Origin of the sequence: Paraburkholderia sp. BL17N1 (assembly GCF_003634175.1) — a bacterium.
Taxonomy (GTDB): domain Bacteria; phylum Pseudomonadota; class Gammaproteobacteria; order Burkholderiales; family Burkholderiaceae; genus Paraburkholderia.
This window is the reverse complement of the sequence record NZ_RBIW01000002.1, coordinates 2,996,449-3,012,208: the sequence shown is the minus strand read 5'-3', so window position 1 is coordinate 3,012,208 and position 15,760 is coordinate 2,996,449. Positions and strand designations below refer to the sequence as shown.

The window sequence follows — 15,760 nt, the reverse complement described above, 5'->3', positions numbered from 1 at the left end:
GGTCATGAAGTGATACATTTCCAGCTTCGATGTTGATACAGGAGAATAAGGCAATGGTTTCCAGAAAGCGTGCGGAGACTGATGAGCTAACGAAAGCGGAGCTGCAAGAATTATCCGATTTTCGCTATCAGCTGCGTCGATTTTTGCGTTTTTCGGAAGAGATAGTTCATGCTGAAGGGATTACGCCGCTGCAATACATGTTGCTTCTTCACATCGGCGGCTTTCCGGAGCGGGACTGGGCGACCGTGGGTGAACTGGCCGAGCGCTTGCAAGCGTCATCGCATGGCACGGTTGCGCTGGTTTCCCGCTGCGAAGCGGCAGGTCTTGTCGCGCGTAGACCCAGCGCAGAGGATCGGCGGCAGGTCGAAGTACACCTGCTAAAGAAAGGAGAACGATGCCTCGCGAGGCTTGCGTTGTTGCATAAGACCGAAGTCCAGTCTGTTGGATGGGCGTTCAAGACTGGGCCTGAGAATCCTTGACGCAGCGTCCTTACGACACGCCAACAGGTCAGTGAATTGCTGGGAGCCGGCTGATGGGTTCGCGCCTCGGAATCGACCTGCATCTGTTTCTGGTAGCAACCAGTTTCGTACTCTACGCTGTGTAGTACAGCTGCATCAGAGAGAGGTCCGCAAAGCAGACGGCTGAAGATGCACCAGACGGCTCGGCCAACGTCTCGGTGGTGTTTAGTCGCCGTGAAGAGTCGGCAACGCAAAAGCAGCGCACTATCATCGTCCGCTTCGCCCGGGATACTGCGGGCGCGTTGACGCCAACCGTGAACGAGGCAGGTCGTGAAAACGGGCGTTCATGTTAGACGATACGCGATCAGGTCGGCACGAATGAACTCGACCAATTGGCCACAGTCCTCGGCTCCAAGGTGTTGAGTGAGGTTCGCTTGAGTGGTCAATGACGCAGCGGCGTCGCATGCAGCGCTAACCGTCTGGCGCTTCGATAGGGGCAAGTCATGAATGACGAATCCGATCGGCCTGAAAGCACGGCGACTATCAATTCGCGCCACGTCAAGGTGTCGCCGGTGCAGCCCCAGCCGGCCATGCAGCATGAAGACGATTCCGTCGCCCCAGTGGGTCTGCGCTGGCTGTGTGTGCTTGCTTTCGTAGTGGGGATCGTAACGGGGCTGGGAGCTGTCCTGTTCCGAAGCCTGATCGGGCTTGTCCACAATGCGTTCTTTCTCGGGCGCTTCTCGTTTGCCTATGATGCAAGTCATTTCACGCCTGCATCCCCCTGGGGCGTATTTGTCATTCTGGTGCCCGTAGTCGGCGGCATGGCGGTGACGTGGATTGTGAGTACGTTTGCGCCCGAAGCGAAAGGGCATGGCGTTCCCGAGGTCATGGACGCGATTTACTACAAGCGCGGTGTGATCAGGCCCGTGGTGGCGGTTGTGAAATCGGTCGCGTCTGCGTTAGCGATCGGTTCGGGCGCCGCGGTCGGACGCGAGGGCCCAATCATCCAGATCGGTTCCGCGCTTGGTTCGACGCTGGGACAACTGGTCAGAATGACGGCGGGTCAGCGAATAACTCTGGTTGCGGCGGGTGCCGGTGCGGGAATCGCTGCAACTTTCAACACGCCGATTGGTGGCGTGCTGTTCGCCACTGAACTGATGATGCCAGAGATCAGTGTCAACACGTTTTTGCCCGTGGCCCTGGCTACAGGGACTGCGACGTTTCTCGGTCGCCTGTTCTTTGGTGCGGCTCCAGCGTTTTTTGTCCCGGCGCAACTGGGTGCGATTCCGAACGAACCGGGCAGTGTTCTCACGCTCATTCTCTATGCGTTGCTGGGCGCGCTCACCGGAGCGGCCGCCGCGCTGCTGATTCGCTCACTGCACTGGGCGGAAGACGTGTTCGAGCGCGTGCCGGGGCGTTATCGCCGCCACGCGCTCGGCATGCTGATCGTCGGTGTAACGATGTATTTGCTGTGGCGCCATGCGGGGCATTACTACATCGAGGGGGTCGGCTACGCCGCCATTCAGGCGACCCTCTACGGTCAACTCCAGGGCGGCGGATTTCTGTTGCTGCTTGCCCTGTGCAAGACGCTCGCGACTTCTGTCAGCCTCGGATCCGGTTCGTCCGGCGGCGTGTTCTCGCCGTCGCTTTTTATCGGTGCCGCATTGGGCGCCGCTTTTGCGTCCTTTATTGCAGCCACTGTCCCGGGCGCACCGGTTAGTGCGCCGGCCTTTGCGATGGTCGGCATGGGCGCGATGGTAGGCGGCGGCACGGGCGCCGCCATGACCGCCGTCGCTATGATCTTCGAAATGACGCGTGACTACGACATTGTGTTGCCGATGATCATTGCTGTTGCATTCAGCCTCGGCGCGCGCCGGCTTTTCTCTCCCGAAAGTATCTACACGCTCAAGCTCGTGCGGCGCGGTCATCCGATTCCCAACGCCCTGCACGCCAACATGTTTCTCGTTCAAAACGCGTCCCAGATCATGGAAACCGATGTGCTGGTGCTTGATACGGGAGTACCTTTTCGCGACCTGCTGACTCGCCTTGACGGACCCGCCTTCCGGCATGTCGTTGTCACCCGAGAACAGGAGATCTACGGTGTTTTGCGTATCAACACAGGGCTGCGGCGTGCAGTCAGTCAAAGCGACTCGGATATAGCGCTCGGGACGCTGGCGCAGCGCAATTTCATCGTGGTCCAGGAGAAGGATGTTGCGTTCGGCGTCATATCCAGGCTCTCGAAACAACATGCAGTAATGGCGGTAGTGGTCGGACGGCGTGACGGGCCCGGTCCGCTTCGTGTGCTGGGCGTGATAGCGAAAGAGCACATTGCCGACGCCGTAGCGGGAAGCATCCGCATTTTTCCCGGTTGAGGCCAGCCGCCATGACTCATTCGACCGTTGCCTCCGGCATGCTAGCCCGAGCGCGCTGTCGATGAAGGAGGAAATGATGAAACTGGTACATGACGTAGATGTAGCATGCAGGCGACTCGGTAAGTTTCTGCATCTCGATACATTCAGGCACGCATTTGACGCGGAAGAGGGTACTGCCGGGCCTGGCACGGAGACAGAGTGGGTAATCGTCTATCGGACAGCGCAGGGATTCTGCTGTATCTACCGTGGTGCCGCAGTGGAGTTTCAGGACATGCTCGACATTCAGATATGGTCCGGCGAGATGGAGGTGCGGACTTACTTCATCGGACTGTAGCAGAGGACCATGCAGATACCGGCGCGCGGCAACGGACAACGCCCCTAATAAACAAAACACCCGACAGCGCAACTCGTGTGTCGGGTGGGAGTGACTACCTCATTAAATTCTGACGAAGAATGGTCTCTGGGCAGGGCTGAGTAAGGGCATCACCACACGAAATGTCGCGGGGCGACCTTTGGAAGCCCGGTAGCAATGCCGGGCTTTTTTGTGGCATGAAAGCCGAGAATTTTTTCGATCCCAGACGACCACCGAAGTTCGGTTCTCTGTGAAGTGCCCGGATAGCTGGTAGCTTCGCGTCAGTTCTGGAAAGCGGCACGGCGTGCGGGCGGCGCACTGGGAGCGCGAAGCGCCTCTTCCGGAACACTGGCGACATGAAGCGTGTGAGTCGGCAACGCAAATCTCACTCCCGCATCAGCAAGTTCGGTCATCAGGGCCAAGTTGATTTTCTGTTGAATGTCCATATACAGGTTGAACCCAGGATCGGTGACGTAATAGACGACTTCGAAGTCGAGAGAGCTTTTTCCGAACTGTTTGAAGTGAGCCCGATCGAATCGCGTATCACCCGCGTTCTCCACAGCTTCACGGACCTTGTCCGGAATCGCGCGAAGTTGCTCTGGAGTTGCCTCATAAGTCACGCCGAATCCAAAGACGATCCGCCGTTCCGACATGCGTTTGTAATTGTGTATCGTATTTTTCAGTAGTTCGGTATTGCTGCAGACAATTTCCTCGCCGCTCAGACTCCGGATGCGGGTCGTTTTGAGGCCGACGTGCTCGATGGTTCCCGCAATATCTCCGAAGACGATGAAGTCACCAATCTCGAACGGCTTGTCCAGTCCGATCGCGAGCGAAGCGAACAGATCGCTCAGAATACTTTGGACCGCAAGGGCTACGGCTACACCGCCGACGCCGAGGCTGGCTACAAAGGCGGTGATATTGACACCCATATTTGCCAGCACGGCGAGCAGCAGGACTGACCACAACAACCCCCTGAGCATCCACGACAACATTGTCGTAATGACAGGGTTATGTGCCGATTCAGCCTGATTTTTAAGTCGTCCGGCCGTCCAGCATCGCACGCCCTGGTTGATCCAGATTGCGGTCTGAACGCCTATGAGAAGAAACCAGACGTGATTGATACGCGCGTCCCACCTGTCGTTTAACCCAAGCAGTTCGGTGCCGATGAGCAGGGCGGCAACCAGTACCGTGGCGGCATGTGTGCTCTTCAGAACTTCGACGAGTGTGTCGTCGATCTTCGTTGAAGTCTTTTCCGCCAGGCTCTCAAGTCGGGCGGTCACGAAGCGCAGAACGATTGACAGAGCAAAATAGGATATGACCGCTGCAACCGCTCCATAGAGCCAGGCCATGGCGGGTACCCCGAGAAACGCGTTCAGATCTAGCCATCTTTGCATTGGCAGATTCCCTCCATTGTTGAGTTCGACGTCGGATGTCGCAAATTGTTACAACCGACTGTCTGGCGGCGTACGCCGGGAAAAGTTCCCGCAAATTGGGCGCACAGGGTGTCGACGGAATTGCATGCCCGAAGTCCCTAGGGACGAGGCAGATGTCGCCCGCATGACAAATCATGGATAGTCGCCCTCCCGCTGTCATTCTCCACGGGCGACATTCTCGGGCCGCTCGAACTGGCAGGACTTCGCTGTGAATGTTCGCTTCAAACTCCGCAGTACCGGCAGACCGGCCCTGGATGTATCGGCGCATACCCTGGTGGACGTATTTTCAATTCGATTGTCAAATTGCATCACGCAGTGACATATAATGGAGCGCAACGACAGAGGACTTCATTACGGCGGCGATAGACGGTGCACGATAACCTGTGGTGCCGGCGAACGCGCTAAATGACTCAATTTCAGCTGTTTTTTTGGTTGTGGCGAGTCGTCACCAGGCACTGCGATGACAGTTGAGTCAGCGGCAGACAGTTGCTGGTCCTCGGTGGGGAGTGGCTTGGTGCTAACGCGCTACACCGCTTCGTGGTGGAGGCGATATGAAAGAGTCAGCAATCTATGCTGATTTTGAAATCATAAGCGAGACAATGCCGGAACAATGTGCCGGTGGCGGCTGTGTATGGGTCGATACGGTGGCAAGGCATGCGGTATCCGGTGAAATCGTATATGCGTGCATCGAACCATTCGGGGGGGCGGGTACGGTCCAGATAAGCGAACGCATCGCGGTTGGTGAGGCATTAGAACATGCACGTGATTCGTTGAGACATAGGCTGGGAAGACGATAATTTTGCTGGCGCGCGGAACGCAGAAAATTCGGGAGCAATTATTGACGGAATGGGAAGCTGCCGTCGACCTATGGTGGATAGTGACCGGTTCGTGTGCGCGGAGACCGCCAGCCCTGTCCACGTCTTCCCGCGCAGCGGATTAATAAGGTTTGCCAATCATAGTTGGGCGGTTTCTGATAAATGCGGCGGAGGAGACCATCTGGCTGCAATTGAGAATCGCTGTCGTGAATCACGGCGGTAGTCTTTCTTTCCCCACCTGGCAGTCTTGTCGAAGACAGGGTCGGCGCCGTCTTCGCGAGCGGAACGTATTCAGTTCGGGTGCTCCGCATCTGGCAGGAGCCCTGTCTGAACTCGATTCAACACCCCGGATCGCACATCGAAGGACAATCATTGCCTCGATGATGTCGTGAGCGCCGCGGAAAAGAGATGATAAAACCGCCAGCAAGTCTTCTTCCGATACTTCGTTGCGTTGACTGCGTGCTGAGATCAATCACAGTCCGGCGAGCAGGTCGCACAGACGCGGACCATCGCCGTGTGGATGAGCCGTGGAATATTGAATACCGCACGGCTGGCGCGTTTCGTTGCCCATACGTGGGCGCTTCGACTGCTCGGGGCTCGCCTGATCCCGTGTCGCTAGCCTCAGACCAGATTGAGGGGATCTTTGCCTTGCCACTTCCGGATAAACAGGTATGACAGTCCTGTCGGAATGCCGCAGATGTCTGTCGCGTCGGAAACCGTAGGACCGGATCTTTGGATCGATATCAATCGTTCCATTCGGGCAGGGGTATGAGGCATCCTGGAAACCCAGTTCTTGGCGTACGGATATTCTCGAGTTCCGGTCGAAGTACTGCGGCCGCACACCCAGCCGGGTCGAAGGACGATATTCGATGAAGCCGCTATTGAGGCGGCGCGGCGCACGTTGGGTGCACTCGCAAGCAATTCACCACGAAATGGCCGCCAAACGGCATCAATCGAATCTGGCAATCTTGCGTAACGGTGATATCGGCACAGGCGGTTGCAGCGGTCGTGCGGGCAAGCGCTCTGCGCCGGAACCCCGCGCATATTCCGGCCGCTGCGGAATTACCCGGCATAGCTCGGGCGGGCAGGCCCCGCGCTACACGCGCGACATACCCGAAGTCGGGACCATTCATTGCTTGGAGGTCTTTATTTTCAGAAATGCCAATGACACGCGACACACTGGATGCGATTGCGAAACTGTACCTTCTGCTTTCTGTTGTGTCGGCAGCTTGGGTTGTCGTCGATCTATTTGTATGCGCGCGGCGTCAGCGGATGAAAATCATGGAGATTGTCTGGCCGCTGACGATGCTGTACCTCGGCCCAATCGGGCTGATCTTTTACTTCTGGTTTGGACGAGCGCATCGGCGCAACGATTCGAACAGTAAAGACAAGCCCATGTGGCAGGCGACGTTTTCTGGAGCATCCCATTGCGGCGCGGGCTGCGCGTTGGGCGACTTTATCGGGGACTGGCTGGCATTTGGACTGTCGATCACGGTGTTCGGCTCGGACCTGCTAGGAAAGATGCTCATCGGATTTGTGCTCGCCTATCTCTTTGGTATTCTCTTTCAGTACTTTTCCGTCGCCCCTATGCGTGGGTTGAGTATCGTCAAGGGTCTCATGACGGCGGTAAAGATCGACACGCTTTCGCTCGTTGCATATCAGGTAGGGATGTTCTCGTGGATGATGGTTCGCGCCACGCTTTATCCGGATCTGAAGCCAACTGACTGGACATACTGGTTCATGATGCAAATTGCGATGATCGCGGGTTTCCTGACGACGTATCCAGTCAACTGGTGGCTGATTCGAAGAGGGATCAAGGAAAAAATGTGACTTTGGACTGGTGGATTATTCCGCACGCTGCGTGGCTTCGGGTATCGGGTCCGTTCGTGTAGTTCGCCAGACATCGGATGGCACATGGCACTTATACTGACAGCTTTTTGCTCCGCCTGTTCCCATGCTCCTGCGCTCATTTGCTGACAAACGGACCCTCCAGCGGGTGCATCGCTTGTGGCTTCATTACGGTGTTTTCTGGCTGGGCGCGGTCGCAGTTGGACTCATCGCGGTGGCCTATGCCCGGCTGATTGATTTCGGGTATGGTGAATTTCTCCAATACGTTGTCCGGTACCGTTGGCTGCCATTACTGGTGACGCCGGCAATCAGTGCGGCATGTGTTTGGCTCACGCTGCGCTATTTTCCCGGTTCTGAAGGCAGTGGTATTCCCCAGGTTATCGCGACCCTGCACAGTCGTCGGGGGCTGGGCGAGCGCCTTCTTACCCTCAGAATTCTCGCCGGGAAAATACTCGTATCGTTTCTCGCCATACTCGGTGGGTTCACTATCGGACGGGAGGGGCCCACGATTCATGTTGGAGCGGCGCTGATGTTTAACTTGCGTGAGTTTTATCCGAAGCGATATCGCGCCATGCGAGGAGGAGCACTTGAGCGTCGGTTGGCGTTGGCGGGCGCGGCTGCGGGATTGTCCGCGGCGTTCAACGCGCCACTGGCAGGGGTCGTCTTCGCTATAGAGGAGTTGACCCGCAGCTTCGAACAGCGAACGAGTGGCGTACTCCTCACGGCTATCATTTTCGCAGGCGTGGTTGCACTAGGCATACAGGGAAACTATACCTACTTCGGAACGATCGACGTCGGACCGCATTTTCCGGATCTGCTCGCCGTCGCGGTAGTTCTCACAGGTATCGTCGCGGGAGGCGCTGGTGGCGTCTTTTGCTGGTTGCTTCTCAATACCCAAAGATGGATGCCGTCCATGATTCTGGAATGCCGCACGCGGCACCCGATCCTGTTCGGTGCGGGATGCGGTCTCGTCATCGCCGCAATCGGTGTGTTCTCCGGCGGACACACTTTTGGCAGTGGCTATGTCGAGGCGAGGGACATGCTCGACGAACATGCCCATCTGACCATTCTGTATCCCGTCCTCAAGATGGCATCGATGATCGGCTCATACCTGCCCGGGGTGCCGGGAGGCCTCTTCGCGCCTTCCCTTGCAATCGGCGCCGGTATTGGCAATGCGCTCCATCTTGTGTTTTCCCAGATGCAGTTGCCGATGCTGATCGCACTCGGCATGGTTGGCTATCTGGCGGCTGTGACGCAGAGTCCAATCACTTCGTTTGTCATCGTAATTGAGATGATCAACGGACACGCCCTGGTGATCTCACTCATGGCAACCGCCCTGATTGCGAGTCAGGTCTCCCGTCTGTTTGCGCCGCCGCTGTATGAGGCGTTGTCGGAGCGCTATAGCGCACGTGCCGAAAATTGATCCTGATCAGGGCTCGCAGAATGCCCTCAGCCTCAGCGTTCGGAACATGATTGCTGCGCGGCTTCGGTACGCGCAGCTGAGTTTGTGCACCGTCCCAGACGGGCGGTCAGTTCAGAGATCAGGACGCTTGCGAACGCACAGCGAAAGCTGGCTTTTGTCCGCAGGTCGAAAAAAGGTGGTCTGGACCGGCGACGCCGAAGTGCTGAATTACCCCCGCCGCATGCTGGCATTGCGTGACGATGCCGATGCGACAGGGGAAAGCGGGACGCATTGGAACCCGACCTGACCGGTCATGGATCGGCGCTCAAGCCCCGAGCTTTCCCAGGCGTCGTGCCAGCGTACAGCCTTGGTGCAATGTGTCAGTACTGCTGGAACACGCTCATCCGTGGGCAGGCGATCGCGGTAGCCGCAACGATGCGGCGGTGTGTGCGCCTCACTGCACTGCAACCTGTTGGGCAGACAGGCCGACAACGTGCCCGTGCCACACCTGACACGTCGCATTCACAGGTACCCATACAAACTTGCCGCGTACTTTCGCAAACGCCGGAGTCCGCACCACGGTATCAAAAGACGTGAGAGAGCCGGCGCGAGAACCCTCCGGAGTTGCAATTACTTTCGCCGAAAGCGCGCGGCGCTCGGAAATGACGAACAGGTCGTAGCGGGGCGCGGTGCGAACCCAGCGATCGAAAGCAGCGACGCAATTGACGACGACATCCGGCACATGAATGCGTCGAAGATATGCATAGTCTTCAGGCGAATCCAACTGCGGCTGCGCATGAACACGTTGGATTGCCCAGCTAAACGCGAAGAGCAGAAAAATGGCAGTGGTAAGCTTCATTCGGAGGGGTGCCCGTAATAGCGGGTGATTTCGACAAGACGGAGAGGTCATGAGTATACACGCGCTATTCGGACGCTGGGCGCCGACGGCCTTGATGCGTACCGGGAGATGCCGGCGCAGACGCGGATCAGGCGGTCGTCCATGCCTTGAAGGGGCGGGAATGCCGGTTGAGCGCAGGACGGGAGCCGGCCCGTTTCTGACAGCATTCGTTTGTGTTGCCTTGATGTCCTGCTCCGCGCAAGATTCAGTGTTTTCCAAAGCACCGAAATATTCCGCTGCGTCTGAACAGGATCTTTCGTCTGTAGTCGAATGCATCGCTGATCGGTGGGAGCGAAGCACCCGTCACTTACATCGATCGCGTGTCGGGTCGACAGTGCGTTTGCAGGGGCGCACCTTCTTTCGGGGCGTGCCGATCGGCGTCAAGGCGTGGCATGCCGCCGGGCGCACCGAAGTACAGTTTTTTGAAGGGCGCGCGGCAGACCGGATCTACCTGCTTTCAATCAGGGACTGCTTGCGCTAGCGGGAGAATGAAAAGCGCTCCGTGCTAGTATCGCGCGACACCTGCGAGCTTCTCGCGTTTGCGGCTCGCGTCTTTCCAGTGACGACGGCCTGGCCGCGTGCTCCGACACGGACCCGATGCGCATTTACCAGAAGACTATCAACTTTTCCCGGCAATCCAGCAGGCAACAGAACTTGCCCCGATGGCGCTCGCGCGCGATCGGCGTGGCGTTCTCGGCAGCGTTTCTGTCGCTTGCTGTGCGAGCCCTCTGGGTGCAAGGAATCAATGATGATTTCTATCAGAAGCAGGGCGATTTGCGCCAGGTGCGCGAGTTCGGCATTCATGCGTCGCGCGGGCGCATTCTCGATCGCGACGGCCGCCCGCTCGCACTAAGCCTGCCCACCCGCGCGCTGTGGATGGACGCTTCGGGTACCGAGCCGTTATCGGCTGCGAAGGAGGAGTCGCTTGCCCACCTGCTCCATATCGATCCACAGCGGATCGACGCGATTGCTTCTTCACGCACGTCATTTGCATACCTACGCCGGCAGGTGCCATTGGACGTTGCAGCGCGCGTCATACGGCTCGATGTGCCGGGCGTATATGCACAGCGCGATTACTGTCGCTACTATCCTGAAGGAGCAATCGCAGCACCCGTGGTCGGCTTTGCCGGCGTGGAAGGCACGGGGCAAGAAGGCATGGAAAAGGTGGACAACGCACGGTTGACTGGCCGTGATGGCAGTCGCCGCGTGCTGCGCAACGCAGGTGGCCAGGTGATCGACACGCTCTCGCTGAAGCAGCCCATGCGTGGCAAGGACGTCACGCTTTCAATTGATCAGCCTATTCAGTACGCGACATTTAGCGCGCTCCGCGCAGCGGTCGAACGGACCAATGCGCACTCGGGTTCGGCGATCGTACTGGACGCGCATACGGGCGAGATCCTCGCGATGGCGAACTGGCCCAGTTTCGATCCGAATCTCCGTGCAGGGCGGACCGGGGCGGGGGTGCGCAATCATGCGGTGACCGATGTGTTCGAACCAGGCTCGGTGATGAAGCCCCTGACTATTGCGTTGGCGTTGCAACGCGGGGATGTCTCTGCGCACTCCTTGGTTCCTACAGATGGCGGAAGATTACGGCTCGATGGCGCGGTGATTCACGACGACAAGAACTTCGGTACGTTGACAGTTTCTGGCGTATTGCAGAAGTCGAGCAACATCGGTACGACTAAGATTGCCCTGCTGATGAGGCCGCGCGACATGTGGATGAATTTCCGCGCGGTCGGCGTCGGGCGCGCGCCGCGTGCCGGTTTGCCTGGCGCCGCCGCGGGCACATTGCGTCCTTATCGGCAGTGGCGTCGGATTGAACAGGCGACCATGTCATATGGCTATGGCTTGTCGGCGTCCCTGTTGCAACTCGCGCAGATGTACACGGTGTTTGCAAATGACGGCGTGTTCCTGCCCGCAACGATTCATGCGCGACGCGGCAAGCCTGTGTACGGCCGCCGGGTCTATTCGCCAGCTGTCAGCGAACAGGTGCTGACGATGCTGCGTTCCGTCGTTTCCGACGACGGAACGGCGCCACAAGCGGCGGTACCTGGATACACCGTGGCGGGAAAAACCGGCACGGCTTATCGCTGGACAACGCGTGGATACGACCGGTCGCAGTTTCGGGCGAGTTTTGTCGGGGTCGTTCCCGCCCAACATCCGCGCGTGATTATCGCGGTGTCGATCGACCGGCCACGTCAAGGCTCGCATTTCGGAGGCGCCGTTGCTGGTCCCGTGTTTTCTGAAGTCGCGACAAAAACCATGAGTCTGCTGGGCGTCATGCCTGACGACCCCGGCTCGCGCTTTGTGGAAGACAAGAGCGCGCCGATCACGTGATTGATCGATCCGCCGGCTACAGTGCGCGGCTGCAGCCGCGCGACCTTCAAGTGACACACATTTATTTTCGGCCTGCAAGATAGTCGAGGTTACCCGGTGCCGTTGCGTCGTCCGCGCAGAAATTCTTCTGGGCACGATCCGGGTGTGGTCGCCGCAGACATTCGTCAAACCTTACTTTGAGACCACGCATCTGGTGCCGGCGTCCTTTTCGCTCGCTCGGTCTCGCGCATATGCCGGACAATTCATTTCGTAGACTCGCCAATTCTGCTTATCAAGTTGTCACAATTTGATTGAGTGGAGGACAGCGCGCGCAGCTTGCGGAATTTTGAACCGAAGACCCAAAAAGAGCATTGCACAAATCGAACCCATGCTAGCGGGCCGTACCTTAAGGAAATCTGATGCTGGGTAGGGCGGCCGTGCCAGCACAACGAGCACGCCTGAAGGCGGAGGACTTTCGATCAAGCATGGATCAATTCGCGCATTAGCAGGCGATGTCAAGGCCAGTTTCTTGCTGATCCCTCAGGCATCATTAACCGACCATCATCGATGGGAACCTACATGCGCCTGCTAAATCGTCTGGTTGTTTCCATGGTTTTGCCCTTGGCTTCCTGTGCAATCGGGCCATCAAGTTCAGGCGACGCGGGCTTCGGCGCGTCGCCGGCCATTCCGGCTCCGGAATCGTCGATGATTCCAATGGTCAACATCGCGCCCGTTCAGGCGCGCCCCGACGGCTTCTTGCCCACCGCTCCCGCCGGCTTTCTCGTCACCGAATTTGCCGGTGGTCTCGCCCATCCGCGCTGGCTTTACACCCTGCCCAACGGTGACGTACTCGTAGCGGAGAGCGACGCGCCAAAAGAACACGATGAAGGCAGCGGCCTGTTCGGCTGGGTCAGAAAGCAGGTCATGAAGCGCGCCGGCTCCGGTGTGCCGAGCCCCGATCGCATCGTGCTGTTACGCGACGCGGACGGCCGCGGCGTCGCCAGGACACAGACTGTGTTTCTGCGCGACCTGCATTCGCCGTTCGGAATGGCGCTCATCGGCAATCAACTCTATGTTGCCGATACGGACGCTCTGCTGCGCTTCGATTACGTGCCGGGCGCCACCCAGATTACAAGCCCCGGCGTCAAGGTTGCCGACTTGCCGGCCGGGCCGATCAACCATCACTGGACCAAAAATATTCTGGCCGACCGCTCAGGCAAGCATCTGTACATCACGGTGGGATCGAACAGCAACGCAGGGGAAAATGGAGTCGGCGCCGAAGAAGGGCGGGCGCGCATCCTCGTGTTTGATATCGACACGGGCCATGTGCGGCCCTATGCGACGGGATTGCGCAATCCCAACGGACTTGCCTGGCAACCGGAAAGTGGCGCCTTGTGGGCGGCAGTCAACGAGCGGGACGATCTCGGCAACAATCTTGTCCCCGACTACATGACCGCCGTGAAAGATGGCGCATTCTATGGCTTTCCATACAGCTATTACGGGCAGCACATCGACACTCGCGTCAAACCGCAACGCCCCGATCTGGTGGCAAAGGCCATCCCGCCTGACTATGCGCTCGGCAATCATACGGCTTCGCTAGGTCTGGTCTTTTACGACCGGACGCTGTTCCCGGCTCACTATCGCGGAGGCGCATTCGTTGGCCAGCATGGATCGTGGAACCGTAAGCCGCATAGCGGCTACAAGGTGGTGTTCGTGCCGTTTGTCGATGGAAAGCCTGCCGGCACACCTGAAGATTTTCTGAGCGGCTTTCTGATGGCGGACGGCCACGCCGTTGGGCGGCCGGTCGGCGTCGCGCTGGACGCGCACGGCGCCTTGCTGGTGGCCGACGACGTGGGTAACGCTGTCTGGCGAGTCGCGCCGCGCGACAAGGCCAAAACGGCGGGCATCGCGCCGGCAGGTAAATGACTCGGTCGTGGCCGCTTTGTTCCCAGGCAGGGCCGACGCAAGGTCATCTGGCAAATGGCGTATGTGGCACGCAGTGCGGCCTGGCCGCGATAAGGATCGAGAGGAAATGAAATCAATACGCACAGTAGCGCTTATCTTGCATGGGCGTAGCATTGATCCGCGGCGCGGAAGATGGTTGCCGCCGCGGGCATGCCATCTGGCCGATCAATTTTTCATGCTAAGGCTGGACTGGGCCCGTCCCAATGTGCACCTGACTCAGCCGGTGATCGACACGCGGCCTCGTCTTCATCGATTGCTCCTGCCTGAACACGCGACGAGTGAAGTTCAGGCCGCGAAGCCGGGAATGACCGGTGCGGGATGTCTTCAACGCACTCACAATTTTTCATGACATCGATTCAGTAGACGCGCCAGCCGCATGGCGCAGCGCAAATGTGGCGTGGTAATGATGCGGCACACGCTGTGTGGTCTCCTCCACGCAGTGATGTACGGGAAACACGCCGCGTCATTGACCATATGATTGTGTGGGCATGTGGCGACGCCGGTTCGTACGGGAGATGCAGATGATAGGGCGATGGCAATGGGTACTGAAACGGATCGTCAGGCGCCTATGGTTTCGTGCGGGCCTTTTATCCGCTCTTGGTGTGGCAACAGCACTGCTTGCGCTAGGCGTCAAGAGATACATTCCAGAGAGCCTTTCGGCGCATATTGGGGCGGACGCAGTCGACAATATCCTTGGCATCATCGCGTCAAGCATGCTTGCAACGACAACGTTTTCGCTGAATATCATGGTGTCAGCATTTGGCTCGTCAACGAACACCGTAACGCCGCGGGCGACGCCGCTCCTCGTCGAGGACACCACGACACAGAATGTTCTCGCAACCTTTATCGGCTCATTCCTGTTCAGTCTCGTCGGGATCATCGCGCTCAGTACCGGTCTGTACGGGAACAACGGAAGGGTCGTGATGTTCGCGGTTACGATCTGCGTCATCGCGCTCATCGTTTACACTTTGCTACGCTGGATTGACCACCTCGCCCGTCTTGGGCGATTGGGCGAAACCACGGATCGTGTCGAGGCGGCGGCGATTGCTGCACTGGAAGATCGCCGGAGGCGGCCTTTTCTTGGAGGCGCCCGGCTTTTCGATTATCGCGACGTCCCCCCAAACGCGAAAGCTATCCATGCGTGCAGCGTCGGTTATGTGATGCATGTCGATATCCCGGCACTGGCCCGCCTGACTGACCACGGAAGCAGCGCAATATATGTGCGGGCGATTCCGGGATCATTCGTCGATCTGCAGACTGTTCTGGCAAGCGTCGTGAGCACCAGGGCTATCGATGAGGAGCAGGTTCGGGCCGCGTTTTCGATCGGTGTGCGCCGATCGTTTGATCAGGACCCCAGGTTCGGCATCTCGGTCCTGACGGAGATCGCGTCGCGTGCGCTCTCGCCGGCCGTGAACGACCCGGGAACGGCCATAGATGTGATCGGTCGCGGCGTGCGGATACTTTCAATGTGGGCGCAACCCGGCGAGGTGAATGCTGAGGCCCACGTAGACTGCGACCGGATCTTCGTTCCTGGTCTGAAACTGGATGATATGTTCGACGACTTCTTCGGCCCCATCGCCCGTGACGGTGCAGGACTCGTGGAAGTGGGGATGCGACTGCAGAAGGCGCTTGAGTCGCTTGGGCGCCTGCACAGCGCGGGCTATCAGGCTGCCGCTCAAAGACATTCCGAGCTTGCATTGAGACGTGCGGAACTCGCGTTGCAACTGGAGGAAGACAAGGAGGTGTTGCGGGTCCTCGCATCGAGGGTCGGTAAGACCCAAGGCAAATTTGCATCAAAATCGAGAAATTGGCCATGCTTCTGAAGAAACGGTTAGAGGACTAGGTTCACGGACTAGGTTCGCGGACTCTGGGATGCGGACATCGGAACTTTGGACTGACAC

9 protein-coding genes are annotated in these 15,760 nt (G+C 58.4%); 7 read left to right on the top strand and 2 right to left on the bottom strand.

Annotated features, from left to right (window positions below):
* Window positions 1–53 precede the first annotated feature (53 nt).
* On the top strand, window positions 54–479 hold the full coding sequence (locus B0G82_RS33455) for a helix-turn-helix domain-containing protein (RefSeq protein ID WP_121310382.1): 426 nt from the start codon (window positions 54–56) through the stop codon (window positions 477–479).
* A gap of 482 nt (window positions 480–961) precedes the next feature.
* Complete coding sequence (locus tag B0G82_RS33450) at window positions 962–2,830, top strand: chloride channel protein (RefSeq protein ID WP_121310381.1); 1,869 nt, start codon at window positions 962–964, stop codon at window positions 2,828–2,830.
* 633 nt (window positions 2,831–3,463) lie between these two features.
* Here B0G82_RS33450 and B0G82_RS33440 read toward each other — a convergent pair.
* The gene (locus tag B0G82_RS33440) at window positions 3,464–4,576 is read right to left on the bottom strand and encodes a mechanosensitive ion channel family protein (protein ID WP_121310380.1); all 1,113 of its coding nucleotides are present in this window, start codon (window positions 4,574–4,576) and stop codon (window positions 3,464–3,466) included.
* Between the two features lie 2,018 nt (window positions 4,577–6,594).
* Between B0G82_RS33440 and B0G82_RS33435 the strand changes: the two genes are divergently transcribed.
* Window positions 6,595–7,260, top strand: a complete 666-nt coding sequence (locus B0G82_RS33435) for a DUF4396 domain-containing protein (RefSeq protein ID WP_121310379.1) — start codon at window positions 6,595–6,597, stop codon at window positions 7,258–7,260.
* Window positions 7,261–7,384: 124 nt separating this feature from the next.
* Window positions 7,385–8,701, top strand: a complete 1,317-nt coding sequence (locus tag B0G82_RS33430; protein ID WP_121310378.1) for a chloride channel protein — start codon at window positions 7,385–7,387, stop codon at window positions 8,699–8,701.
* A gap of 433 nt (window positions 8,702–9,134) precedes the next feature.
* On the opposite strand, the gene B0G82_RS33425 is transcribed toward B0G82_RS33430, so the two are convergent.
* Entirely contained in the window at window positions 9,135–9,539 is a 405-nt protein-coding gene (locus B0G82_RS33425) for a hypothetical protein (RefSeq protein WP_241974947.1), read from the bottom strand.
* A gap of 636 nt (window positions 9,540–10,175) precedes the next feature.
* Here B0G82_RS33425 and B0G82_RS33420 point away from each other — a divergent pair.
* From B0G82_RS33420 to B0G82_RS33410, 3 genes are all read left to right on the top strand, one after another.
* Window positions 10,176–11,915, top strand: coding sequence for a penicillin-binding protein 2 (locus tag B0G82_RS33420; RefSeq protein WP_199730199.1), 1,740 nt, complete (start codon window positions 10,176–10,178; stop codon window positions 11,913–11,915).
* Window positions 11,916–12,473: 558 nt separating this feature from the next.
* The gene (locus B0G82_RS33415) at window positions 12,474–13,820 is read left to right on the top strand and encodes a sorbosone dehydrogenase family protein (RefSeq protein ID WP_116144442.1); all 1,347 of its coding nucleotides are present in this window, start codon (window positions 12,474–12,476) and stop codon (window positions 13,818–13,820) included.
* A 560-nt stretch (window positions 13,821–14,380) separates the two neighbouring features.
* The gene (locus tag B0G82_RS33410) at window positions 14,381–15,682 is read left to right on the top strand and encodes a DUF2254 domain-containing protein (RefSeq protein WP_121311012.1); all 1,302 of its coding nucleotides are present in this window, start codon (window positions 14,381–14,383) and stop codon (window positions 15,680–15,682) included.
* The last annotated feature ends 78 nt before the right edge of the window (window positions 15,683–15,760 follow it).

Bases quoted from the DNA above. Each gene is read 5' to 3' on its own strand.
- B0G82_RS33455 (WP_121310382.1), top strand. From the start codon at position 54: ATGGTTTCCAGAAAGCGTGCGGAGACTGATGAGCTAACGAAAGCGGAG.
- B0G82_RS33450 (WP_121310381.1), top strand. From the start codon at position 962: ATGAATGACGAATCCGATCGGCCTGAAAGCACGGCGACTATCAATTCG.
- B0G82_RS33440 (WP_121310380.1), bottom strand. From the start codon at position 4,576: ATGCAAAGATGGCTAGATCTGAACGCGTTTCTCGGGGTACCCGCCATG.
- B0G82_RS33435 (WP_121310379.1), top strand. From the start codon at position 6,595: ATGACACGCGACACACTGGATGCGATTGCGAAACTGTACCTTCTGCTT.
- B0G82_RS33430 (WP_121310378.1), top strand. From the start codon at position 7,385: ATGCTCCTGCGCTCATTTGCTGACAAACGGACCCTCCAGCGGGTGCAT.
- B0G82_RS33425 (WP_241974947.1), bottom strand. From the start codon at position 9,539: ATGAAGCTTACCACTGCCATTTTTCTGCTCTTCGCGTTTAGCTGGGCA.
- B0G82_RS33420 (WP_199730199.1), top strand. From the start codon at position 10,176: ATGCGCATTTACCAGAAGACTATCAACTTTTCCCGGCAATCCAGCAGG.
- B0G82_RS33415 (WP_116144442.1), top strand. From the start codon at position 12,474: ATGCGCCTGCTAAATCGTCTGGTTGTTTCCATGGTTTTGCCCTTGGCT.
- B0G82_RS33410 (WP_121311012.1), top strand. From the start codon at position 14,381: ATGATAGGGCGATGGCAATGGGTACTGAAACGGATCGTCAGGCGCCTA.